Here is a 25867-nt window from a genome sequence, read left to right on the forward strand (position 1 = left end):
CACCTCATTAAATTATTGTCAATATTTTATCTGATTCATTAACTGAACCAGTTTTATCTACGTTAACTTCTTTAAAATCATTTGAATTAGTAATTACTACAGGGGTTGTTGTATCATAGCCTTTTTCTTTGATTTTTTCTAAATCAAATTTAAGTAACACGTCACCTGTTTTCACTTTATCACCAACATGAACTTGTGGTGAAAAATGTTCGCCATTTAAGTTGACTGTTTCAAGTCCAACATGAATTAATATATCCAATCCTGTTGTTGATTTAAGCCCAATCGCATGCCCTGTTTCAAAAAAGACATCAATCGTCCCATCGCACGGTGCTACGACTTCTCCCTTTTCAGGAATAATGGCTATCCCTTGTCCCAATAGATTATCTGCAAATGTTTTATCATTTACTTTCGCTAATTCAATTGCTTCACCTTGTAAAGGGCTATAAACATCTTTAATTTGGTTTAATGGTTCAACCGTTGCTTCTTCTACTTCTTCTTCATAAGAATCGTCTTTAATGTCTTCAAACCCGAGTAAATAAGTAGCGATAAATGAAACTACGATAGTCACTCCCATCGTAATTAAAGCGTAAAAGATTGACGCACTATTGCCTTTTTCAATATATTGAGGGAACGTAATGATAGCTGGTGTGGCAATACCATAAGCTTTTAATTGGAACAATCCACCAATAATCCCACCAGTTGCTGCTCCAATACAAGCTCCTAGCATTGGACGTTTTAATCGAACGGTTACCCCATACAAAGCTGGCTCAGTAATCCCTGCAAGTAGCGCCGAAAAAGCTGAAGAACCGGCAACTTGTTTCAAATCTTTATTTTTAGATTTAATCGCAACGGCTAATGATGCCCCACCTTGCGCTAAGTTCGAACATAATTCAGCAATACACATAAAGGCTTCATAACCTGTTGTGGCAATCATACTCAACTTAATTGGTGTAAAGACATGGTGCATTCCTACCATAACGATAAATGGGTAAATTCCTGCAACTAACCCTACTGCAATAAACCCTAGTTTATCATGGATAAAGTATATCACGTCTGATAAAACATTACCTATAATAGCCCCAATTGGTCCAACAATAACTAAAGCAATTGGTGCTGCAATCAGTAATACTAACATCGGTTTTAAAAAGTTTTTCGTAATAGTTGGTGTAATTTTATCCACGAATGGTTCAATATAAGATAATAACCACACTGTTAAAATAATTGGAATAACGGAATACGCATAGTTTGCATAAGTGACAGGAATAATATTAAAGAATTTAACAGTTTCACCAGCATCTTTTGCTGTATTCATCAAAGTAATAAAATTTGGATGCAACATAATAGCAGCTAGTGTTGCAGCATAATAAGGATTGGTTTTAAATTTAGATGCCGCTGACATACCAATTAAAATTGGCATGAAGAAAAACGCTCCATCTCCAATAACAGATAATAATTGGTAAGTCTGACTTCCCTCACTTAACCAACCAATCATTGGTAACACAGTTAAAAGCACTTTAATCATCGCCGCACCAATCAGTGCAGGAATAACTGGTGCCATACAGCCAGAGATAACATCTAGTATTTTAGAAAAAATCCCTTCATCATTATCTTTTTTAGGTGTATCGTCACTGTTTTCTGTTTTAAAGTTTCCTAATTTAACCACTTCTTTGTAGACAGCACCCACTTCATTTCCAATAATAATTTGATATTGTCCACCTTTTTTCATAATACCAAGAACGCCTTTTATCCCCTCCACTTTAGCATCATCTACAATCGACTCATCTTTTAACACAAATCTTAAACGTGTCATACAATGTACTACACTAATCACATTTTTCTCCCCACCGACTTCTTTCAAAATATCCGATGCTACTTTTTGATAATCCATTTTCTTAACCTTCCTCGCTTGTTATTTTCGCATTTTTTGTAATTTTTTCTATATGTAACAACAAATACAATTGTTCATCCGAATTAAGATGATAATGATAGTTTTTAGATAAATAATTATCGATTTTAACCACACACTCATAACTTTCCACATACTTTTCTTTAAACAAATCAAACATATCGTCATTTTCACTAGTGTAAACTTGCTTATCAATAACCCGTTGTGCAAAGAATTTTAAATGTGTCACAAATCGATAGTAATAAATCGATTCTTCATTAAACTCAATCCGAAATGTAAACTTGATAATATTAATAATTTCTTGCATGAGTTTTGACATATCATTAATATCGACTAAATTATCTAATTGTCCGTTTATTAAATGTTGTGCGATATAGGCAGCTTCATCTTCTGAAAATGCCACTTCAAATCGTTGATTAACTTCTTTAACACCTAGCATGCCCACTTCAAATTCATCTTTAAATAAGCGTTTGATATCCATCAGCAATGGATTAGCAACCTTAATCCCTTTATTAATACGTTCGACTGCACCATGAAGGTGTTCTGTTAAAGAAACATAAATGATATCGTCTATTTTTTTACCATATTCTTTTTCCATAACAAAAATAAGTCGCTCAGTTATTTCTAAATAATCTTCTGGCATATCTGAAAACACATTTTTAAAGCGATCAATAATCTTGGAATTAATATTTGAAAAGATTTTGTATCGATTACTTGGCTCGACTATTTGACCATTCTTTTTACCAAATGCTATGCCAACACCCATGACAACCACTTCATTCCCTGTATCATCTTGAGAAATGAAGGCATTATTATTTAGTATCTTGATAATTTTAATGACTATCACTTCCTTTCTGAAAAGAAAAAAAACAAAACCTCAAACAAGCCGTCATCTCCATTTGGAGAACACGCCTTAGTCTGAGGTTTTGCCTGCTTGACCAGTTACAATCCTTATTTGATTTCATGATACCATGTGTTTTTATTTGCTTCAACACATTTTTAAATTTTTCATACAATATTCAAACATATATAATATTATATTCATTAATGATTCAATTCATTTATTAAAAATAAAACGTCCCTGATACGATTTGAACGTACGACACCCGTCTTAGGAGGACGGTGCTCTATCCAGCTGAGCTACAGGGACATCAAAGCTATTATGATTTTCTCACTTTTATTGATAAAAGTCTAGTCACAATATCTTTTTCATTCACTTATATCTTCTAACAATCTTTCAGCATATGCAAATACTTTAGATCCATCCATCAAGCCATAATCTGTCATATCGATATTTTTAACTGGAATACCTGAATTATTTAATGCTTGTTTGATGTCATTTTTTAAATACCTAACTTGTGGTCCTAAAAGATAGATATCTGTTTGTTCATTTTGAATATCTTTTTCAACTTCTGATGCTGATATTGCTACGATATCGACATCTTTTTCTTTCATATCTGCTGCTCGCCTCATACGATTTACTAGTAAATTAGTAGTCATACCAGCTAAGCAGACTAAAACGATCCGTTTTTTCATGCCTTCCCCCTCATAAAAAAATTATTTCCACTTCGCTCCTTTATTCTTTTGCTTTTTGGTGCGATTTTTTTTCTTTTTCTTTTTAGGCGTTTCTTGTTTATCACGAACAGTTTCTTCTTTAACAACTGTCGCTTTAACTTTTTCTTCTTTAATCGGCTTAAGCGTTTCTATTTCTTCCTCATCAGAACGTGAATCAGGTTTTTCCGTTACTAATCTCCCATGCGTTGCAAAAAATTCCGTTCCTGTTTTTCCGACTTCTTTATACAAACGATTTAGTTCTCGTTTTTCTCCATCATTAACTAAACTAATCACTGTTCCTTGTTTTCCCATACGTCCTACTCGTCCTGCACGGTGAATGTAATCTGGAACACTTTGAGCTAAGTCATACTGAATGACATAATCCAAATCAGAAAAATCTAATCCTCTAGCTCCTAAATCAGTTGTTAATAACAGTGATACTTGTCCTGTTTCAAAGTCATGAATTGCACGTTTTCGTTCTACTTGGTGTTGATCAGAAGCGAGTGTTTGATGTTTAATACCTAGATAATTTAATCGCTCAGATACTGCCCCTAACTCACTCACTTGATTAAAAAAGACTAACCCTTTAAATCCCTCTACATGAGCCAATCGACGCAATACTTCAGAACGTTTTCTAACTGGAGTCATAATAAAGCCATGTTGAATGCTTCCTTTAGTGTTATCTTCTTCTGTCACATCAATCACACGTAACGCTGTTCTAAATAACGTATCCATTCTTGGTAATATTTGCTCACCTGTAGCAGAGGTTGCCACAATTTGTGTATCTGCTTGTACACTTTTGATAATACCTTTAGTTGAGTTAAAATCGGCATCACTTAATAAATCATCTACCTCGTCCAAGACTAATGTTTGGATTAAATGTGCTTTAATTTTTTTTAGTTTAATTAATTCAAGTACTCGACCTGGCGTCCCAACTAACACTTCGGGACGTTTTTTTAATCGTTCGATTTGTCGCTTAACATTTGCACCACCGATAATGGCTTGAACATTTAATTCCAATCCTTTAGCCCATACTCTTGTGACGTCAGCCACTTGACTTGCTAATTCTTGTGATGGCAAAATAATTAAGAGTTGATTCCCATTTCCTTGAATCACTTTTTGTAGTAACGGCAACAAATAAGCCACCGTTTTTCCTGATCCTGTCGGAGAAATACCTAATACACTTTCACTTTCTAATAACAATGGATATAAGGTACTTTGAATTAATGTTGGTTCCCCGTAGCTCTGTTTATCCCATTCTTTTTGCCAAACTTCTGGCAATAATTCTAACATACTCATACGTTTACCCTCTAATTTCTTTTGCGTCTGCCGCAAATATAATATCTGATTCTTTTCTCATCGTTTCCATCAATCCATGAACATCTTTGGCAAGTTGTACCCAATCTTGGTATATTTTTTGTTGTTTAATGCCCATTGGATTAACCATAATATTTGCAAATGCTCTTGCTTCTTCTAACATCACATCTTCAGATGGCTCTGTTCCAAAATTAATTTCTAACAAGTCATTATTTTCTCGTTTCTTTTGAATGATACTACCAATACTATTGACTGCATCTAAACATAATGTACTATCGCTTAGATACACTTCTGATGGTAAAAAGCTATCCGCGTTTTTTCCAACAGTCATCGTCACATCAAACGTATCATAACGGAAAATCATTGTTCCTAACCCATCAACACCTGTAGGTAATTTTTGGTTAAAATAGTAGACAGAGTTTGGCTTACCAAACCAAGCTACTGCTGTATAAACTAAGTATACGCCTAAATCCATTAAGGCTCCACCCGAGTATTTAGCAGAAAAAATATTGGGTTCTTCTCCTCGTAAAAGAGCATCATAACGTGATGAATACTTCATAAACGTTAAATTAGCCCCCAGTATATCTTCTCTATTTTTCAAAAATGAAGCAACTCGTTGAAAATTATCTTCATGTATGTGTCTTGCCGCTTCAAAAAAGAACACTTCTTTTTCTTCAGCCAAATCAATTAATTCTTCTAATTCTTCTAGCGTCGAGACTGCTGGCTTTTCAACAATGACATGTTTACCATGTGTCATCAATAATCTTGCTTGCTCGTAATGTAAACTATTAGGAGACGCTATATAAACTACATCAATGTCTTCTGACTCACTTAACTCTGATAACTCAGTCATAATATGAATGATCTCTGAATGATCGTATTTACTAGCAAATTTTTCTGCCTTTCCCTTAGTTCGTGAGTATACTGCACGAAGTTCATACTCTTCACTTTTTATGGCTGCATTAACAAATGCATGAGTAATCCAATTCGTTCCAATAACACCTAGTTTCAACATGACATATTCCCCTTTATTTTCTTTTATCGCGCAAATCATTTTAAACCCTGATACTTCGTAGTCAAAAGTATATCATTTTTCCTTCATTTATGTCTGACTAAATTAAAAATAAACAACCACCTGTACTATAATCATACTGACTAATAGCCATTACGTCTACTAGTAACGATTGATTATCTGACAAAGTGGTTTAATTTTTATTCGTCTAACTCTTCTGCAAATTGACTGTTATATAATTTTTCATAAAACCCCTTTTTCGCTAGTAAGCTCTCATGTGTTCCCTGCTCAATAATCTGTCCTTGATCCATCACTAAAATTAAATCAGCTTCACGTATCGTGGATAATCTGTGAGCAATCACAAAACTTGTGCGCCCTTCCATTACTTTTTCCATTGCTGTTTGAATGAGTCCTTCTAATCTTGTATCAACCGAACTAGTCGCTTCATCCAATATTAAAATTTTAGGATTAGAAATCACCGCTCGAGCGATAGTAAGTAGTTGTTTCTGACCTAGCGAAATATTGTCACCTTCTTCGTTAATGACCATTTCATAGCCACCAGGCATGGTTCGAATGAAATGGTCTACGTTAGCTGTCCTAGCTGCATCAACTACTTCAAAATCAGTCGCATCTAATTTACCAAACCGAATGTTTTCAGCAATCGTATCGTTATAAAGCCACGCATCTTGTAATACCATTCCAAAGAGTGACCGAACATCACTACGATTCATTTTTTTCGTATCAATGCCATCAATTTTAATCGCTCCATCTGTCACATCGTAAAAACGCATCAACAAATTAATTAAAGTTGTTTTCCCTGCACCTGTTGGCCCAACAATTGCCACTGTTTGTCCACTTTTAACAGATACACTAAAATTTTGAATCAGTGGTCTATCTGCTTGATAACTAAATGACACATTATCAAACTCAACATCTCCACGAATCACATCAGGTAATGGAATATCTACTTCATTGTCGATTGATTCTGGTTCATCTAATATCGTAAACACGCGTTTTGTGGCAGCAGAAGCACTTTGTAGCATGGAAGACAATTGGGTTATTTGTCCCATTGGCTGACTGATTTGCCACACATATTGAATGAACGCTTGTAAGTTACCCAAAAGCAAGGTGCCAGAAATCACATAAAATGACCCTAATACAGCAACTCCTATATAAGCACTGTAAGCTGTCAAATTAACTAATGGCATCATCAACCCAGAGATTGCTGCTGCTTTAAATCCATTGTTTGTTAAACGTTGATTGACATCTTTAAAATCTATAATGGTTTCTTCTTCTCGGCCATATAACTTCAATACATTAAACCCTGTTAAATTTTCCTGAACAAACCCATTCAACTCACCCAGTGAATCTTGCTGACGTTTAAAGTAGGGTTGAGACCACTGAACAACTAATTTAGAAATAATCATAGATAATGGAATAATCAACATAACCAACAATGCTAACTTTACATTGATAGTTAACATTGCCACCACAGCCATAGTAATTCCAAGAAGGGCATTAACAATAGCGATTAATCCTTGTTGCAACGCGTTACTTACCGCATCAACATCATTAGTCACACGAGATAAAACATCTCCAAATTGATGTGTATCGAAATAAGAAACTGGTAATCGATTAATCTTTTGTGAAATATCTGTTCGTAAATCTCTCATTGCGTGCTGAACGACTTTTGTCATAAACCATTGAGCAAAAAAACTTGCTAAACTATAAATTAGTCCTATTAAAAATAAGACAACGAGTACATTTAAAATATATTTGAAATCAAGCGACTCACCATTTTTTATATTTTCAGCTATTTTAGTTGTTGGTAAACCCGTTACAAAAGGCAATAAAGCATTCATAATTACTGCAATAACTGCTAAAAATAGTGCTCCAATAAAACCAAACTTATAAGGAGAAATATATTGATACAGTCTTTTTAGTTGTTTCAATGAGTGTGTCATTTTAATTCCTCCTCTGTCAATTGTGATGAGGCAATATCGTAATAAACTTGACAAGTTTTCAACAACTCTTTATGTGTTCCCATGCCAACAACGTCACCTTCATTTAGCACAATAATCTTATCTGCGTGCATGATGGTGCTCACACGTTGCGCTACAATTAAAACGGTGGATTCTGTTGTTTCTTTTTTCAAGCGTTGACGAAGCATGGCATCTGTTCGATAATCCAGTGCTGAAAAACTATCATCAAACACATAAATAGCAGGCTTTCTAATGATTGCTCGTGCAATAGCTAGACGTTGTTTTTGTCCCCCTGAGAAGTTAGAACCACCTTCTGTTATAGGTTCTAACAACCCTTGTGGTTTTTGAGAAACAAATTCCGTTGCTTGTGCGATGTCTAGTGCCTCTTTCATTTCTTCTTCTGTTGCCTCTTGCTTACCAAATCGTAAATTATCAGCAATTGCCCCAGAAAAAAGCACTGCTTTTTGAGGGATATAACCAATTTTTTCTCGTAAACTTTTTAATTTATAATCCCTCACGTCTACCCCATCAATTTTTATAGAACCTCGACTCACATCATAGAATCTAGGAATTAATTGGATTAAAGTGGATTTACCGCTACCTGTACTTCCAATAAATGCTATTGTTTCTCCTGGATTAGCTGTAAAACTAACGTCTCGTATGACTGGACTTTCACTATGTCCTGGATAAGCAAAAGATACCTTATCAAATTCGATGACACCTTGTGTTTTTGTTTCTGTGATGCCAGATTGATTATCTTGAATAGCAGGTTCAACATCTAAGACTTCTTGTACACGAGCAGCTGAAATGGCTGCACGTGGGTACATCATGAAAACAGAAGCAAACAACATAAATGAGAATAAGGCATGGAATATATATTCTATAAATGCGATTAAATTTCCCACTTCTAAACTACCATCATTAATTTGGATACTCCCAAACCAGATAACCAACACCATAATAATATTAAATAGAAAGAAAAATGCTGGTTGAGCTGAAGCCATTAATTTAAATAACTTCATTGAACTTGTTGCGTAAGCATTGTTGACATTATCAAATCGTTTCTCTTCAAATGTTTCATTAACAAACGCACGAATCACTCTTAATCCAGATAAGTTCTCACGCAATATCAGGTTTATGTTATCAAGATTTTTTTGTTGACGACTTGACAGTGGTTCTGAAAACTTAGCAATCACTAACATACCTAATATTAAAAATGGTAACCCGATAAACACAAATATAGTTAACGAAGGACTCGTCCTAACAATCATATACAAGCTTGCAATAAACATAATTGGGGTAATAAATCCCATTCTTAAAATCATACCCATAAAATTCATCACTTGAAACGCGTCGTTAGTTGTTCTAGTAATCAGTGACGACATACCAAAATCTTCATATTCTTTATGAGAAAATCGTTGAATATTTTCCATCATATCCTCACGAATATGTTTAATGATTCCCGTATTAAGTTTTGCACCTACCACGGCTAAACTAATATTTAGAATAATACCAACTGCTGTTACTAATACCATTTGCCAACCAACTTGTTTCACTACTGACATATCATTATTTGCGACACCCTGATCTAACATCTTAGCTAGTAAAGTTGGCAACCCTAGCTCTATTAAAATAAAGCCAAATACGCACAAAAAATTTAGTAATAATAACTTTTTTTGTTTCATAGCGTAATTCCACATTGTTTTCATTTGTACACCCTCTTTTTCATTTAATAGGCAATTAATGCATTTCATTTATCATAACTGATTTTCGGCTAAAATGTCAGTGATTTATTGCGAATTATCTTATTTTTTCGATGTAATCGTTATCCTTTTTTTGTCATGATGAATGTTTCTATACAATTATTTGCAATTATGATAAAATAAACCTAATTGTTGGAGTAATATGCTCCAAAATACGACGGTGAAAAAGATAGTGAACATCCGTGGAATGAGACAAGATTCCATGTTATTTTAAATCAAGTATTTAGGATAACTATTACTTCAAAAAGGTGTCTACTTGCACCTAATTTTGTCGTGTTTTTACAAATTAATTAGAGATAAAAATTTCATTTATATAAAGGAGAATGTCAAATGATTTATAAAGTATATTACCAAGAGGACAAAAAATTTAGCCCACAAAGAGAAAAAACACAATCTCTTTACATTGAATCTGATTCACCCGTTACAGCTCGTCGCTTAATAACTGAGCATACTAACTACAATATTGAGTTTATCCAACCCCTAGAAGGAAACCATTTAGATTATGAAAAAGAACATACTAACTTTGAATTAGTGGAGTTTAATTAATCATGAAACCCCAAATAAAAAACAATGAGACAGGTGTATTTGGAATAGGTGGACTAGGGGAAATCGGTAAAAATACTTATGGTGTCCAATTTCAAGATGAAATCATCATTGTTGATGCTGGAATTAAATTTCCAGAAGACGATTTACTGGGTATCGATTACGTCATACCAAATTACCAATACATTGTTAAAAATATCAAAAAAGTCAAAGCGTTAGTCATTACTCACGGGCATGAAGATCATATTGGTGGGATACCATTTCTATTGCGACAAGCAAACATCCCAATCTATGCTGGCCCTCTAGCTCTTGCATTAATTCGTAATAAACTAGAAGAACACGGCTTACTTCGTGATGCCGTTTTACATGAAGTAAATGAAGACACTGTGATCAAGTTTAGAAAAACTCAAATCAGCTTCTTTAGAACCACTCATAGTATTCCTGAAGCCAATGGGGTGGTTGTTAAAACGCCATCAGGAAATATCGTGTACTCTGGTGACTTTAAGTTTGACTTTACACCAGTTGGAGAACCGGCCAATTTACATAAAATGGCTCGTCTAGGTGAAGAAGGCGTATTATGTTTACTTTCAGATAGTACCAATGCTGAAGTACCTGAGTTTACCAAATCTGAAAAAGTGATTGGCGAATCCATTACAAAAATTGTGGAAAAAGTTGAAGGTCGTGTCATTTTTGCGACGTTTGCTTCAAATATTTTCCGTTTACAACAAACAGCTCAAGCAGCTGTTAAAACTGGACGAAAAATTGCTGTTTTTGGTCGTAGTATGGAAAATGCGATTGTAAACGGACGCGAGTTAGGACATATTACCGTCCCTGATGATACCTTTATCGATGCTCGTGATATTAATAAATACCCAGCTAACGAGATTATGATTTTATGTACTGGATCTCAAGGTGAACCAATGGCTGCCTTAAGCCGTATTGCTAATGGAACACATCGTCAAATTTCGATTCAACCTGATGATACAGTTATTTTCTCAAGCTCACCTATTCCAGGAAACACAACTAGTGTGAATCGTTTAATCAATTTATTATCCGAAGCTGGAGCTAATGTCATTCATGGTAAAGTAAATAATATTCATACATCTGGACATGGTGGACAGCAAGAACAAATGCTATTTTTACGTTTATTAAAACCAAAATACTTCGTTCCAGTTCATGGAGAATATCGTATGCTAAATATCCACTCTAAATCAGCTCAAGCAACAGGTGTCCCTAAAGAAAACTGTTTTATTTTAGAAAACGGAGATGTCTTAGCCCTAACAAATGACAGTGCAAGACGTGCTGGACACTTTAATGCTGAAGATGTGTATGTTGATGGTAATGGGATTGGAGATATTGGCAGTATCGTTTTAAAAGATCGCCGAATTCTTTCCGAAGATGGTTTGGTATTAGCCGTTGCCACAGTTGACTATCAATCAAAAATGATTGTTGCTGGTCCAGATATTTTATCTCGTGGCTTTATTTATATGAGAGAGTCTGGTGAATTAATCCAAGAGACACAACGATTATTATTTAACGCTATCAGAAAAGCATTAAAACATCCCGAATGTGATGAAATCATGTTAAATGAAGTCATTGTGAATACCGTTCAACCATTTCTAATTGAAAAAACCGAACGTCATCCAATGATTCTGCCAATGATACTTGAAACATCCAGTAAATAATAATCTAAAAACCTGTAAATGTCTAAAAATAATTAAGCATTTACAGGTTTTTTCATATTTTTTTTATCCATTCCATATCAATATGCGGAATATTATCTTCTAGATAAACATCAGATATTGCTTCAAAACCAAATGATTCATAAAATGATTTTAAATACTCTTGTGCTTGTGCTTTTATTAATTGATTAGTTGGTACACAAGACAGACCGTATGAAACTAACTTCCTTCCATAATGAAGATGTCTATCACTTTTTCGAACAGTTACTCGGCCAATATGCCAAGATTGGTTTTCTTGAAACAACCTCATATAAGCAACTAATTCACCTGCTTCATTTTTTCCCAAAACATGTATAGCTGATAGATCTATCTCATCTACCTCTTGGTAAGGACACTTTTGTTCCACAACAAACACAGCAATTCGTAGTTGATACATGGAAAACAATTCTTGTCGGGTTAAATGATCAAATCTTTTTTGTTCAAATGTAATCATCTTCTCTTGTTCCTTTCACGTACTTTTTTCGTCCAGAACCCTCCAGAAATGTACTTAGGTTCATATGAGATGATAAATGCTTTATCATTAAAATCTTTAATATCTTTATATAAAGAACGCTCCGATTTTCTAGCAGATAAAATTTCTAGTACTAATCGTTCTCCTTCTCGTCCATGAGCAATGGTTTGTGTCACACCATATCCCTCATCTCTTAACAATTCTGGAAGTACCTTATTTTCTTCATTTAATGGCAAAATAGCCGTCACCATAATATAACCTAATGCTAAATAATCTTCAATTTTTATCCCTAAAACAATTCCACAAGCATAACCTAATGCATATACAAACAGATTAACTGGGTTATTAATTTGATTTAATACTAAAGATAAACCAACAACATAGATGGAAATTTCCACCATACTAAGTAACGGGGCAATAACACGTGACCCTTTCATTGTTAACATAAAACGGATAGTATTTAGTGTAACATAACAAAAATTAATTAAAAAAATTATTAGTAATGTTTTCAATTCCATTTATTAAACTCCTCCTTTTATATAACTCTGCTTCCTCATATTATCCGATAACTTTATACCATGCAATAAATTAATCAAAAAAAGTGTAAGTGGATTAACCACTTACACTTAAAATTTTAATTAGATTTAATTACGCTTTTACAACGTTTGCTGCTTGAGGTCCACGATCTGTTTCTTCGATTTCGAATGTTACAGCTTGACCTTCTTCTAAAGTTTTGAATCCGTCGCCTTCGATAGCTGAGAAATGTACGAATACGTCATTTCCTTCTTCTTGTTGAATAAATCCAAATCCTTTTTCTGCGTTAAACCATTTTACTGTTCCTTGAGCCATGTTACTTCCTCCTCGTGCCGTAGCACATGTTAATTTTTGTAATACTTGCTTTCGGTCGATAGAGGGTGTTTCATACAACATCTATTGAAATCCAAAACCATATTACATATTCATGATAACTCATGTCTCTTTTAATTGCAAGTAAAGACCCGTTTTCACAATGATAATCTCTTAGTTTCTCTAAAACTTACGTAACCGGATTCTCCTACAATTATATGATCTAAAATCTCCATCCCCATCATTTTACCACAAGAAACCAAACGTTCTGTGAATATTTCATCTTGATCTGACGGTTCTGGATTTCCAGACGGATGGTTGTGAACTAGGATAAGGCGAGAGGCCGAATACCTCACGGCTAGATGAAAAATTTCACGTGGATGAGCAATTGATTGATTTAACGTGCCAATAAAAATCGTTTCTTTTTTTATGATTTCATTTTTAGCATTTAAATAAAATACCATAAAATGTTCTTGTGTTAAATCCTTCATTTCTTCAATTAATCGCTCGCCAATTTGTTGACTAGAATAAATTTTTCCATATTTTTCTTGTGTTGATAAAGCTAATCGTTTTCCTAATTCCACAATAGCTTTTATTTGTATCGCTTTTACTGTTCCTATTCCATTTAAATTCATCAATTCCTCTATTTTAACGGTTTTTAATCCGTATAACCCATCCACTTCTTTTAATATATTTTCTGCTAACTGCATGACTGGTATTGACTTATTTCCTGATTGTAACACAATAGCTAATAACTCTTCATTTGATAAAACCTCTGAACCATATTGTAGTAATCGCTCACGAGGTAACAATTGATCTTTATACTCTTGCTCTCGACATTTAATTTTCAATAAAAAAACACTCCCTTCTTCACCCAAAACATACGTGAAAAAAGGAGTTTTTGATTTAAACTGATTTTATGTAGTCTAACACATCATACAAACTATCTTTAATAGTCAGTGTTTTTTCTTTCGCTTCGTCATTTGGTAAAATCAAATCCGGTACCATGATGACTGGTACATTGGCAGTGAAAGACGCTCGAATGCCATTCAATGAATCTTCTAGCATTATCGTTTCTTCTTTTGGTATACCTAATATTTCGACAGCTTTTTCAACAATTTCTGGATGTGGTTTAGCATGTGTCACATCATTGCCACTGACAATCCCACTAAACTTATCCATAAATCCAGCTTTGTCTAATAACATATCAATCGCTTCACGGTTATTACTTGAAGCAACGACACACTTTACGCCGTGATTGTTTAAATACGTTAACAATTCTTCCACACCTGGTTTAATCGGTGCTCCCACTGTCGAAAATTCTTCCCATGTACTAGCTCGACTTTCTTTAAAAAATTGGTCAATCTCATCTTGTCTCAACATTGGAAAATCGTTGACATATTTTTGGTAAACTGCCTTCTCACCTAAACCAACTTCAGATTTATAATATTCCTCATCGTAGCCAGGCATCTTGAATTTTTGTGCAATTTCAATATTATTTTTTGAATAGACTGCTTCTGTATCAAAGATTAGGCCGTCCATATCAAAAATAACGCCGCTTATTTTTTTCACACGTCACTCTCCTAATAAAATTTGTCTTACTTGGGAAATAAAATACAATGATCCGGTAATTAAAATCAAATCGTCCCCTGACACTTCTTTCAATGTATCTGATAGTGCTTCTTGCCAGTGATCATATGCTGTTAATCCCATCTCTTCATATAATTCTTTCGTACAAGCTTTTGGGTAATCAAAAGTGGTCACTTTCAAGTCTAGATTATTTACTGACTGCAATAACCCAATCATCCCTTGAATGTCTTTAGTGGTCAACGCCCCAAAAATCGTATGAATTTTTTTATCTGAAAATTCTCGTCTTAGATTGTCTACTAATACTTCCATCGCGTGATCGTTATGCGCCCCATCTAATACAATAAATGGTTCATCAGAAATTTTTTCCATACGACCAGGCCAAAATGCTTGTTGTAATCCTTTTTGATAATCACGATTAGACACTGGTAAATGAAGCATATCAGCCACCTCATTAAATGCTTCAATGGCGACACTTGCATTATCTACTTGGTGTTTTCCAACCATATTTATGGATAATTGTTTTAAATCAACTTTATCTGATTTAAAATGGAATGTTTCTCCCCAATTATCAGTCGGTTGTAAGTATTGACTATCAAAGTCAACCCCATAACGTTTGATTGGAGCATGTAATGAATTTGCTTCTTTACTAATCACATCAAATGCTTCATCTGAAACATTCCCGACAATAACTGGCCTTCCTTCTTTAATAATCCCAGCTTTTTGACTAGCAACTTGTTCAATCGTATCTCCTAAAATATCGACATGGTCTAAACCAATTGTCGTAATTACTGACACAAGTGGAGTCATCACGTTCGTACAGTCAAAACGTCCGCCCAAACCAACTTCAACTAGAACAATGTCAACTTTTTTATCAACAAAATAATCAAACATCATAGCTGTTAATACTTCAAATTCAACAGTATGAGCTAAATCAGGTACCTCATCCATCTTATCCACGATAGGTATCACTTTTTCACATAATTCAACCAACTCTTCATTAGGAATTGGTTGACCGTTAATCGCAATGCGTTCGTTAAATGATTCGATATACGGTGAGGTAAAGGTTCCAACTGTTAAGCCTTGTTGCTCCAACAGGCAACGTAAAAACGTTGTCGTTGAGCCTTTCCCATTTGTTCCACCGATATGAACAATTTTTAACTTATCTTGCGGATTGTCTAATTGTTCTAATAAATAATTGATTCGTGTTAACCCCGGACGAATACCAAACTTTGTGCGTTCATGTATCCATGAAATGATTTCTCCATACTCCATCTTGTACAGCCACCTTTATTTATTTTTTCAAAGAAGCCAGTCTTTCTTTTACAGAGGCTTGTTTTTCTAAGTAATCTTTTTGTTTCTCACGTTCTGCTGCAACAACAGCCTCTGGTGCATTTGAAACAAAACGGTCATTGCTTAATTTCTTCTCAACAAGTGCTACTTCTGACGTCCACTTATCCAACTCTTTTTCCAAACGAGCAATTTCTTCGTCAATATTGATTAAATCTTCTAATGGTAAATAGATTTCAGCTCCAGTAATCACTGCACTCATGGCTAAATCTGGTACATCAAATTCTTCTTTAATTTCTAACACTTCTGGATGACAGAAACGTTCGATATAATTAGTATTTGCTTCAAAGAAGTCTTTAACTGAATCTTTTGATGTTTTGATTAACAATGTAATTGGCTTAGACATTGGTGCATTCACTTCTGAGCGAATATTACGAACTGAGCGGATTAATTCTTTTAATACTTCCATACCTTCTGCCGCTTGTTCATCTGTCCAAGCTTCATTGACAGTTGGATAAGCTGCCACTACAATTGATTCACCTTGATGTGGAATTTTTTCCCAAATTTCTTCTGTCACAAATGGCATGATTGGGTGTAGTAAACGTAAAATGTTATCTAATACATGTACTAAAATGCTACGAGTCATTTGTTTTTGTTCTTCATTTTCTCCGTAAAGGACTTCCTTACTCATCTCAATATACCAATCACAGAAATCATCCCAAATAAAGTTGTATAAATGACGACCGGCTTCCCCAAACTCAAAACGGTCAAAGAAGTTCGTTACTTTTTCAATCGTTTCATTTAGTCGAGTTAAAATCCATTTATCTGCAACAGTTTTATCACCATCAAGAGAAATATCATCATATGTCATGCCTTCAACGTTCATTAATACAAAACGAGAGGCATTCCAAATTTTATTAATGAAGTTCCAAGCAGCATCCATTTTTTCATAACTAAAACGCATGTCTTGACCTGGTGTAGAGCCATTTGATAAGAACCAACGCAACGCGTCTGCTCCGTATTGATCAATGACATCCATTGGGTCGATACCATTACCAAGAGATTTACTCATTTTACGTCCATCTTCCGCACGAATTAATCCGTGAATCAACACATTTTCAAATGGTCGTTCTTCAGTAAATTCTAAACTTTGGAAAATCATACGACTTACCCAGAAGAAAATAATGTCATAACCAGTCACTAATGTATTCGTTGGGAAATAACGTTTGAAGTCATGTGACTCCGTATCAGGCCAACCCATTGTTGAAAATGGCCAAAGAGCTGAACTAAACCAAGTATCTAATACATCTTCATCTTGATGCCAGTTTTCAACGTCTTTAGGTGCTTCTTCTCCAACATAAACTTCGCCTGTTTCATTATGATACCAAGCTGGAATACGATGTCCCCACCAAAGTTGACGAGAAATTACCCAGTCATGTACATTTTCCATCCATGTTAAGAATGTCTGATTAAAACGTGGTGGATAAAAATCAACGGCGTCATCTGTTGCTTGGTTTTCAACAGCATTTTTCGCAAGTGGCGCCATTTTAACAAACCATTGCGTTGATAATCTTGGCTCAACCACGACTCCAGTTCGCTCAGAGTGACCAACACTATGAGTCATTTTTTCAACGCCTTTAAGTAGTCCTAACTCATCTAAATCCTTAATGACTGCTTTACGTGTAGTAAAACGATCCATACCGGCATATTTACCAGCTAAATCATTCATTGTCGCGTCATCATTCATCACGTTAATACGAGGTAAATCATGACGATTACCCACCTCAAAGTCGTTAGGGTCATGGGCTGGTGTAATTTTTACGACACCTGTTCCAAATTCCATATCAACATAATCATCAGCGACAATCGGAATTTCTTTATCCACTAATGGTAAAATCACTGTTTTACCAATTAAATGTTGATAACGTTCATCCTTAGGGTGAACGGCAACAGCTGTGTCCCCAAGCATGGTTTCTGGACGTGTTGTCGCAATTTCTAATTTTCCACTGCCATCAGCTAATGGATAATACATATGATAAAACGCGCCTTCGATGTCTTTATGAATGACTTCGATATCAGATAAAGCGGTTTTTGCTTGTGGGTCCCAATTAATAATGTACTCACCACGATAAATAAGGCCTTTATTATAAAGTGTCACAAACACTTTTTTCACCGCATCAGATAGTCCATCGTCTAAAGTAAATCTCTCTCTTGAATAGTCTAAAGATAATCCTAATTTTGCCCACTGCTCACGAATATGTCCGGCATATTCTTCTTTCCATTCTTTCGTCGTTTCGATGAATTTTTCACGACCTAAATCATATCGTGACACACCTTCACCACGTAATTTTTCTTCAACTTTCGCTTGAGTTGCAATCCCAGCATGGTCCATACCAGGTAACCATAATGTATCAAAGCCTTGCATTCTCTTTTGACGAATAATCATATCTTGCAGTGTCGTATCCCATGCATGACCTAAGTGAAGTTTTCCTGTCACGTTTGGTGGTGGTATGACAATAGAATACGCTGGTGCACTTTCATCCCCACTTGGTTTAAATAAATCTTTTTCTAGCCACTTTTTATAACGCCCTTTTTCAACAGCTTTTGGGTCAAACTTTGGCGCTAAGTTTTGTTGTTCATCTGTCATATACATTTCTCCTTATTTTTTATTTTTCAAAACAAAAAGCCCTAAAGTTATTTCTAACTTTAGGACGATTATCTCGCGGTACCACCTATCTTATAAGCATACGAATACGCTTATCTCTCTAGGTCATATAACGTTGACAATACGGTTCCCACTCCTAGGCTACCTTCATACTTTTAAATGGAAAACCTTTCAGCCAATGGATTTTCTTTCTGCAACATATCCAAGTATTACTCTTCCTATTCTTTATGGTTGTTTATGCCATTCATTTTACCTTGATAGCATCATTTCGTCAAACTTAGATTAACGCTTTTGCAGCTTCTAATGCTTTAACATAATTTGGTTCACTTGATACTTCTGGTACGATTTCTTCATATGTAATGACGCCATCTTTGTCTAACACAAAAATTGAGCGTGCTAAACGATTAATTGATGGAATTAAAATACCATATTCTTTTCCAACCACACCTTCTTCATCTCTTAACATGGTCATGTCAACTGATTCAGCTGCACACCAATTAGCTAATTGTTCTTTTGTGTTATTTGAAATCGTTAAAAAATATACGTCTTTAATTGTTGCTGCTTCTTTATTAAAGTGTTTTGTCTGTAGTGCACAAACACTAGTATCAATATCAGGTACCACACTAATAATAACTGGTTTTCCTTTTAATTCCTCTAATGAGATTACATTATCTGACAAATCTTTTAAACTAAATGTTGGAGCTTTTTCTCCCGCTTTTGGTGGTGTTCCTACTAATTCAACTGGGTTACCTTTTAATAATACTTCCATGTTGACACATCCTTTATTTAACTTTCCTTCATTATAGTGAAATAAAGTTAAATACACAAAATAGATGCTTGGAAAAACTAGATTAAATCAAGGTTTGCATGATTGTAATTTTCATCATAATAGATCAACGTTTGTAACTCCGTCGTTAAATCAATGTATTGCACTTGAACATGTGAGGGAACTTTTAACCGCTTAGGAGCAAAATTTAAAATAGCCGTCACTCCAGCTTCAACAACCTCATCAATTACTTGTTGTGCTTTGCTACTAGGCACAGTCATAATAACTGTTGTAATACCTTCTTTTTTTACAATGTTTTTTAACTCACTCATATCTTTTACAACAATTCCATTAATTTTTTCACCAACAATTTCAGGATTTGCATCAAATGCCGCCACAATATTTAAATTTGTATCTCGTCTAAAATTATTTTTTATTAATGCTTTACCTAAATTTCCAGATCCAACTAATGCAATGCGTTTTTCAATATCTGTTTTTAATATCTCACTAAAAACTTCTATTAAGTATGGCACATCATAACCATAGCCACTTCGTCCCAACTCCCCAAAGTGAGAAAAATCTCGCCTAATAGTTGCTGATGGAATTTGAATCATTTTACTAAACTCGTTTGATTTAATACGTTTTACACCTGTTTCATCTAATGTTTTTAAATACCTAAAATAAAGTGGAATACGTTTTGTTGTTGCTTTAGGGACCATTTTCATATTTTTGTGTTCTTCCACAGTCCATCCCTCCTAAAGAATTGTGATTATTTTCACATTTAGTGTATCATTTTTCACAATCTTTTTCAATGACTATCCAGCAATATTATTCCAAACCTTGTTCAGTATTTTCGATATTTTTCATTAATATACTATCTATTGAACGTTTAATAGCTTCTAATCGATTATTTTCAATAACGTCATCTACAATAATTACATTCTCTAAGTCGTGATAAAAGAGATGGTTCGTTATCACCATATCTACTTTATTCAAAGAATCTCTTGTTTCTTTACTATTAAATAATGTCTTTTCATATTCTAATCCTACAATTTTAATTTTAGCTTGAAATGTTCAATTTTAAAATATAGCTTAAAATCTTGGCATGATTTTTCTCTAAAGTTGTCGAGACCACGATTGAAACAGCTTTAATTTTAGTAAGACTCTCAAATACCTTATAATTACAATACCTAAAGGCTCGACTAATCAATAAAGGGGCATAAAAACGAATCCAAGGAGTATTTATTTCTAATTCTTTTAAACTCTGGGATACAATATCATAAAAAATTGGATACTGTAATTTAATAGATTTATCATTTAATTCACTTCATAAATTAACCAAATTTAGTTGATAAAGATAGACATCATTTATAAAAGAAACGTAGGCTAATTCTTTTTTATTTCCTCCTGATGAGCATTGTGACGATCTAAAGCAACGACTGTTGCTGTTGTACTTAATCTTAAAATAGCAACTAAAATAGCTGCTATACTCAATCGTTTTTTAACGACTATTTTCCCAGTTTTTATGACGTTAGTTGAACAGATGGACTGACTAGATGATTGTCTATGTTTTCTTTTTTTACGTTTCTTTTTTAATTTTATATTATTTAAATTTTCTGGTTGTATTTTATTAGTCATCCTTATATGCCCCTTTTTTGAATTTATTGTTACTTACAAAATGAGTATATGGTGCTTTTAATTTGTTTAATGTTCAAAAATAACTAAAAAGGTAACCAAAAATTGACTAAAAATAAAAGTCCAGCTCATTTATCACCAATGAATCTTATTGTACACAAGTTTCTAATTTATCCCATATTAGTATCGTCATCTTTTATTTTATTGAAACAAAATTTTGACCTATTTATAATCATGTTGTCTATACTTATGAATTTTTCACAAACTATCTCATTAAGATCAAAATAAAAAGAGTTAGTAACGTTTAGCTCCTAACTCTTTTTATTTTATACTATTTGACAAAATTAACTCATTTCCTGTTCAATTTTTTCTAACCATTTTGTTGTTCCCTTATTTATCAACTCATAAGTTAAATCAAAATCTCCGGTGTAATAAGGATCTGGTATCATTTTTTTATCCAATCCAACTTCTTCTGATAATAATAAATGAATTTTATGTAATGATTCAATATCAGGTGATAATCCTTCTAAATCTCGAATATTATTTTCATCCATTCCTATAATGTAATCAAACTGATGAAAATCATCAGAAGAAATTTTTTGAGCATGTAATCCCTCACATGATAAACCGACTTCTTTCAATTTCTCTTGTGTGCCTTTATGTGGAGCGTCTCCATCATTCCAGCTCCCAGTTGCTCTGGAAGAAACCTCAATAACATCAAACAACCCTTTATTTTTTACCTTATCTTTAAATATTACCTCTGCCATAGGTGAACGACAAATATTACCTAAACAAACAAATAATACTTTTTTCATCCTTTGTCCCCCTTATTCAAAAATAAAAAGCCTCAGGTCTACTAGGCTCTATATCTTTCTTATCCTATTAATTCTTCTTCATTTTCATGAAATAATACTTCTACTGAATGTGTTAAAATATCTGTATAACTATACGACACACGTTCAAAAGCATTTTCATCTTGATCTAGTTGTACAATAAAAACTGATGGATATAACTCAGCTAATACTCCATGACGCTCAGTCTGCTTTTTACGACCCGTTTGAGCGACTAACTTTATTCTACTACCGACTTTATGTTCTAATTCTTCTTTTATGGTGGAGATACTTAAAGACATTTTATTCACCTCTTACGTCAAGTATATCATAGACGAACAAAAAAGACAAATTTTACCATAATCGTTTTTATTTATCAATAGTATTTTCATTTTTTCAAAGAATAATTAAACATTTTTAATAAGAGAGATAAGCACTTTTATTTTTTTATGAGTTAATATAGTGATGAACAAACTTTTTCTTAATTCGAGTTAAGGCTCTTTTTTCTTTTAACATCTTACATTCCTGTTCTAATGTATATTTTACGAACACTTGACGTTCATAATCAGATAATGATTCTGCAAAAAGAAACACATTTTCTTTATAAAATATATATTTGATGGTTTCTAGTGGGCGATTTTCAATCACATGAGATACCATGTCAATATCCCCTCCACAAGTGATGCACTCTTTATCTACTCTTCTTTTATGAGCTTCTTGTCTCCTTATCAATGAAAATATATGATTTTTAAAATTCATTCGAAAGTAACTACCAAACGTTGCTCCTCGTTTAACGTCATATGTTTGTAAGGACTTGAAACATACGATTCTTCCTTCTTGCAACCAATCATCTGTCTCATAATGGTATAAATGATATACTTTCTTCGAACGATAAACAATAGGTTTGTATGTTTCAAAAATATAGTCAAACGAATAGGAACATCCCTTTACGGCACGTTCCTTTAATAAGTCAAAAATATCTTCTCTCATAATCATAAATCTCCTTATTCTTTTGAAAGCGTTATCTCTCCTCCTTGTTATTATAACACCCCTTATTTTATAATAATTTGTTATTTTTATTAAAAAAATATGAATTTTTTGTTATCATTTAGATATTTTTAGAGCTATTCATCCATATTATTCCTCTATTTTTTTTATTTCATAACTTAATGTATTATTAACTGAATCATGCTTAATAGTTATTTTTTCATTTGTCTCACTAAATGGACCAATTGTAAATATTTCATACTGATCATCTAAAATTTTAGCATCTTTAAAGTAATTTGAAAAAACGTCACGAAATCGTTGCATTTTAGATAATTTCGCCATTGCTTTTTCATGTGCCATGGACAATTTATATCCACTATCCAGATATTCTTTAATCAGTTCTACTTTAATAATCTCACTTAGCTTATATGACCTTGGGCTATTAGGATCCGGCTGAATGGATTGGATGTATCCTTTTTTTTCCCAATATCTTAACTGTCTAGTCGTTGTCTCAGTTTTTTTTGTTAATTCACTGATTCCCATACGAATATCTTCTTGTTCTATCCAGTCTTTAAATTTAGATACCATAATAATTACCCTACTTTCCATAAAAAGGTTAACTACATCAATATACACGCACTTAACAGATGTGTCAACATTGTTGACAATGGCGTCAGAGACGTGTATATTGTTTTACTGTTATAAAAATAATTTTTAGGAGGATTATTATATGGAAAACTTACAACCCGTTGATATTCATGGGAACACATATAAACGCAGCTTACTCGTTTCGGTACTTTTAATTGGAACTTTCTGTACTGTTTTAAATCAAACTTTACTAACAACAGCCTTTCCAACTTTAATGAAAGAATTCGATGTATCTGCTGCTACCATTCAATGGCTCACAACTGGATTTTTATTAGTTAATGGGATTATGATTCCTATATCAGCTTGGTTAATGAATAAATTTAATTCAAAAAATTTATATATTGGGGCTATGAGTATTTTCTTAGTCGGGACCATTCTTTGTGCGATTGCACCAACTTTTTCCATGATACTGACTGGTAGACTCGTTCAGGCTGCTGGTGTTGGCGTATCTATGCCTTTAATGCAAAACATTATGCTAAATATTTTCCCACCTGAAAAACGTGGAGCGGCCATGGGTGGCGCTGGTATTGTTATTGGGCTAGCTCCTGCTTTAGGGCCAACTCTTTCAGGCTATATCATTGATCATTATGTCTGGCGTGATTTATTTTATATGGTTATTCCTATTGTTTTATTAGTTATTATTTTGTCGTTTTTTGCAATGAAAAGCGTATTGGAGTTATCAAATCCTGCTATTGATGTGTTATCTATTTGTTTATCTACTTTAGGGTTTGGTTCACTACTTTATGGATTTTCTAGTGTTGGAAATGATGGATGGGGTAGTACTAAAGTATTAAGCTTTTTAGCAGTCGGCGTCATTACTTTAATTATTTTCACTTGGAGACAATTAACTATCGAGACTCCTTTCTTAGAGCTAAGAGTATTTAAATCAAAAACTTATACGATTGCTACCATACTTGCAAGTTTAGCTAATATGGCAATGATTGGAGCCGAAATGGTTTTACCTTTATATATTCAAAATATTCGAGGTGAATCAGCTTTTCACTCTGGTTTAATGTTACTCCCTGGCGCATTAGTTATGGGAATTATGATGCCCGTAACTGGTCGTATTTTTGATAAACATGGAGCAAAACGTTTAGGTATCATGGGAATGTTTTTACTGACAAGTGCGACAATTCCTTTTATGTTCCTAACTGAAACAACTCCTGTAATTTATATTATGACGTTATACGCGGTACGTATGTTTGGTATTTCTATGGTAATGATGCCTCTCACTACACTAGGTATGAACTCTTTACCAAAACATCTCATTACACATGGAACAGCTGTTAATAGTACACTACGTCAAGTTGCTAGTTCTGTTGGAACGGCTATTTTAATCAGTGTTCTTACAAATAAAACTAAGAATGCTTTACCTGATAAATCACTTTTAAAATCAGCGCCTCTTGAGTACAAGGAATTAGCAACTAATGCCACTTTAACAGGTTATCATGCTGCATTTTTAGTAGCAGTTCTATTTGGAATAATAGGTTTATTGATTACTTTCTTCATTCATGAAAACATCAAAAAAACTGCTCAAAGTCAGGAGGTTATCTCATGATAGTTATCTTAGTTATTCTTAGCGCCTTATTATTTGCCTTTACATTTATTTTTGCCAAATCAACATGGCACTATACCTTGGCTGTCGTATTTGGGATCTTATTTATTGGAAGTATCACTCTAATGGGAATGAACTATTCACATCATTTTGGGATGAAAGAAGAAAAAACACTAAAAGAAATTTCTATTGTAAGTTCAACTGACAATGACCAAATGAATATATTACTTTATCAACCATTAGGAACTAGTGATGAAAAAATTTATTTATATAAAACAAACCCCTCTCAAAAAAAACTTACCCAAACTGGGACTAACCATGTAACCAATATTGTTAAAACAAGCGACGATAATAAAGCCTTACTGAAAACTGAGACTACTCGTTGGGTATATAAAAGCTCTATGTATCAAATGCTTTTTGGTATGTCTGGTAATAACAGGGAATATATTTCAAAAGAAAATATTTTCTACATTCCAAAAGACTGGTTAGAGTTAAGCACAGATCAAGCAAAAAAACTTGGAGAAGAGATGGCTAGTAAAAAAGACTCATTAGAAATCGAAATGACAAACTATGTTTCTTCTAGATTAAAAGAATCTATCGCTAAAGATCCTACTTTAGCAACAAATAAAGACAAACAATCTAAGTTATCACAAGCCTATGCAGCAGAATATCAACGAAAAATAATGTCTGATATGATTAAAGACATAACCAAATAAAAAAAAGAACGATTATCTTTAAACAGATAATCGTCCTTTTTTGGTCTATTACGATTTAATTTTTCCTCTTTA

Annotated in this window: 26 protein-coding genes, 1 tRNA gene and 1 other annotated feature; of the genes, 4 read left to right on the forward strand and 23 right to left on the reverse strand. The window is 33.7% G+C overall.

All coding sequences use genetic code 11. The features are described from left to right. Positions 1–7: 7 nt before the first annotated feature. From MN581_RS06960 to MN581_RS06995, 8 genes are all read right to left on the reverse strand, one after another. Complete coding sequence (locus MN581_RS06960) at positions 8–1888, reverse strand: beta-glucoside-specific PTS transporter subunit IIABC (RefSeq protein ID WP_241699485.1); 1881 nt, start codon at positions 1886–1888, stop codon at positions 8–10. A gap of 4 nt (positions 1889–1892) precedes the next feature. Next, on the reverse strand, positions 1893–2753 hold the full coding sequence (locus MN581_RS06965) for a PRD domain-containing protein (protein WP_241699486.1): 861 nt from the start codon (positions 2751–2753) through the stop codon (positions 1893–1895). A gap of 229 nt (positions 2754–2982) precedes the next feature. Next, a tRNA-Arg gene (locus MN581_RS06970) sits at positions 2983–3056 on the reverse strand. Between the two features lie 59 nt (positions 3057–3115). Continuing rightward, the gene (locus MN581_RS06975; protein ID WP_241699487.1) at positions 3116–3442 is read right to left on the reverse strand and encodes a PTS sugar transporter subunit IIB; all 327 of its coding nucleotides are present in this window, start codon (positions 3440–3442) and stop codon (positions 3116–3118) included. 21 nt (positions 3443–3463) lie between these two features. Further along, entirely contained in the window at positions 3464–4759 is a 1296-nt protein-coding gene (locus tag MN581_RS06980; protein WP_117973371.1) for a DEAD/DEAH box helicase, read from the reverse strand. Between the two features lie 4 nt (positions 4760–4763). Then, positions 4764–5792 (reverse strand): Gfo/Idh/MocA family oxidoreductase, encoded by a 1029-nt coding sequence (locus MN581_RS06985; protein WP_241699488.1) that lies wholly within the window; start codon positions 5790–5792, stop codon positions 4764–4766. Between the two features lie 197 nt (positions 5793–5989). Continuing rightward, positions 5990–7753, reverse strand: a complete 1764-nt coding sequence (locus tag MN581_RS06990; RefSeq protein ID WP_241699489.1) for an ABC transporter ATP-binding protein — start codon at positions 7751–7753, stop codon at positions 5990–5992. Then, positions 7750–9480: an ABC transporter ATP-binding protein gene (locus MN581_RS06995; RefSeq protein ID WP_241699490.1), complete on the reverse strand. Its 1731-nt coding sequence runs from the start codon at positions 9478–9480 to the stop codon at positions 7750–7752. Before MN581_RS06995 ends, MN581_RS06990 begins: the two co-directional genes overlap by 4 nt. 384 nt (positions 9481–9864) lie before the next feature. Between MN581_RS06995 and MN581_RS07000 the strand changes: the two genes are divergently transcribed. Next, the gene (locus tag MN581_RS07000; protein WP_117973375.1) at positions 9865–10080 is read left to right on the forward strand and encodes a DNA-directed RNA polymerase subunit epsilon; all 216 of its coding nucleotides are present in this window, start codon (positions 9865–9867) and stop codon (positions 10078–10080) included. Between the two features lie 2 nt (positions 10081–10082). After that, positions 10083–11762 (forward strand): ribonuclease J, encoded by a 1680-nt coding sequence (locus MN581_RS07005; protein ID WP_241699491.1) that lies wholly within the window; start codon positions 10083–10085, stop codon positions 11760–11762. Between the two features lie 52 nt (positions 11763–11814). Here the strand turns inward: MN581_RS07005 and MN581_RS07010 are convergent, their stop codons facing one another. From MN581_RS07010 to MN581_RS07080, 15 genes are all read right to left on the reverse strand, one after another. Beyond that, positions 11815–12249 carry a GNAT family N-acetyltransferase gene (locus MN581_RS07010; RefSeq protein WP_199500918.1) on the reverse strand — a complete coding sequence of 145 codons (435 nt, stop codon included), beginning with the start codon at positions 12247–12249 and terminating at the stop codon, positions 11815–11817. Continuing rightward, positions 12249–12788: a DUF2179 domain-containing protein gene (locus tag MN581_RS07015; protein ID WP_241699492.1), complete on the reverse strand. Its 540-nt coding sequence runs from the start codon at positions 12786–12788 to the stop codon at positions 12249–12251. Before MN581_RS07015 ends, MN581_RS07010 begins: the two co-directional genes overlap by 1 nt. A 130-nt stretch (positions 12789–12918) precedes the next feature. Next, positions 12919–13119: a cold-shock protein gene (locus tag MN581_RS07020; protein ID WP_071457588.1), complete on the reverse strand. Its 201-nt coding sequence runs from the start codon at positions 13117–13119 to the stop codon at positions 12919–12921. Between the two features lie 155 nt (positions 13120–13274). Beyond that, the gene (gene radC, locus MN581_RS07025; protein WP_241699493.1) at positions 13275–13967 is read right to left on the reverse strand and encodes a DNA repair protein RadC; all 693 of its coding nucleotides are present in this window, start codon (positions 13965–13967) and stop codon (positions 13275–13277) included. 55 nt (positions 13968–14022) lie between these two features. After that, the gene (locus MN581_RS07030) at positions 14023–14688 is read right to left on the reverse strand and encodes an HAD family hydrolase (protein ID WP_241699494.1); all 666 of its coding nucleotides are present in this window, start codon (positions 14686–14688) and stop codon (positions 14023–14025) included. Between the two features lie 3 nt (positions 14689–14691). Then, positions 14692–15978, reverse strand: coding sequence for a folylpolyglutamate synthase/dihydrofolate synthase family protein (locus tag MN581_RS07035; RefSeq protein WP_241699495.1), 1287 nt, complete (start codon positions 15976–15978; stop codon positions 14692–14694). A gap of 19 nt (positions 15979–15997) precedes the next feature. Further along, positions 15998–18640, reverse strand: coding sequence for a valine--tRNA ligase (locus MN581_RS07040; protein WP_241699496.1), 2643 nt, complete (start codon positions 18638–18640; stop codon positions 15998–16000). Positions 18641–18697: 57 nt separating this feature from the next. After that, positions 18698–18893: a binding site (T-box leader), on the reverse strand. Between the two features lie 42 nt (positions 18894–18935). Further along, entirely contained in the window at positions 18936–19427 is a 492-nt protein-coding gene (tpx, locus tag MN581_RS07045) for a thiol peroxidase (RefSeq protein WP_117973382.1), read from the reverse strand. Positions 19428–19504: 77 nt separating this feature from the next. Next, the gene (locus MN581_RS07050) at positions 19505–20149 is read right to left on the reverse strand and encodes a redox-sensing transcriptional repressor Rex (RefSeq protein WP_117973439.1); all 645 of its coding nucleotides are present in this window, start codon (positions 20147–20149) and stop codon (positions 19505–19507) included. Between the two features lie 103 nt (positions 20150–20252). Beyond that, complete coding sequence (locus tag MN581_RS07055) at positions 20253–20405, reverse strand: hypothetical protein (RefSeq protein WP_241699497.1); 153 nt, start codon at positions 20403–20405, stop codon at positions 20253–20255. A 405-nt stretch (positions 20406–20810) separates the two neighbouring features. Beyond that, a complete protein-coding gene (locus tag MN581_RS07060) occupies positions 20811–21062 on the reverse strand; it encodes a hypothetical protein (protein WP_117973383.1) in 252 nt (83 codons plus the stop codon). A 341-nt stretch (positions 21063–21403) separates the two neighbouring features. After that, the gene (locus MN581_RS07065) at positions 21404–21874 is read right to left on the reverse strand and encodes a low molecular weight protein-tyrosine-phosphatase (RefSeq protein WP_241699498.1); all 471 of its coding nucleotides are present in this window, start codon (positions 21872–21874) and stop codon (positions 21404–21406) included. Between the two features lie 59 nt (positions 21875–21933). Then, the gene (locus tag MN581_RS07070; protein WP_117973385.1) at positions 21934–22191 is read right to left on the reverse strand and encodes a Veg family protein; all 258 of its coding nucleotides are present in this window, start codon (positions 22189–22191) and stop codon (positions 21934–21936) included. Between the two features lie 145 nt (positions 22192–22336). Continuing rightward, positions 22337–22879, reverse strand: a complete 543-nt coding sequence (locus tag MN581_RS07075; RefSeq protein ID WP_117973386.1) for a sigma-70 family RNA polymerase sigma factor — start codon at positions 22877–22879, stop codon at positions 22337–22339. A 147-nt stretch (positions 22880–23026) separates the two neighbouring features. Further along, positions 23027–23464, reverse strand: coding sequence for a MerR family transcriptional regulator (locus tag MN581_RS07080; RefSeq protein WP_241699499.1), 438 nt, complete (start codon positions 23462–23464; stop codon positions 23027–23029). Between the two features lie 142 nt (positions 23465–23606). On the opposite strand from MN581_RS07080, the gene MN581_RS07085 reads away from it, so the two are divergent. Continuing rightward, positions 23607–25082, forward strand: a complete 1476-nt coding sequence (locus tag MN581_RS07085) for an MDR family MFS transporter (RefSeq protein ID WP_117973388.1) — start codon at positions 23607–23609, stop codon at positions 25080–25082. Beyond that, the gene (locus MN581_RS07090) at positions 25079–25795 is read left to right on the forward strand and encodes a DUF4811 domain-containing protein (protein ID WP_117973389.1); all 717 of its coding nucleotides are present in this window, start codon (positions 25079–25081) and stop codon (positions 25793–25795) included. The genes MN581_RS07085 and MN581_RS07090 overlap by 4 nt, the downstream gene beginning before the upstream one ends. The last annotated feature ends 72 nt before the right edge of the window (positions 25796–25867 follow it).

It is taken from the genome of Vagococcus sp. CY53-2 (genome assembly GCF_022604695.1).
In the GTDB taxonomy this organism is placed as follows: domain Bacteria; phylum Bacillota; class Bacilli; order Lactobacillales; family Vagococcaceae; genus Vagococcus.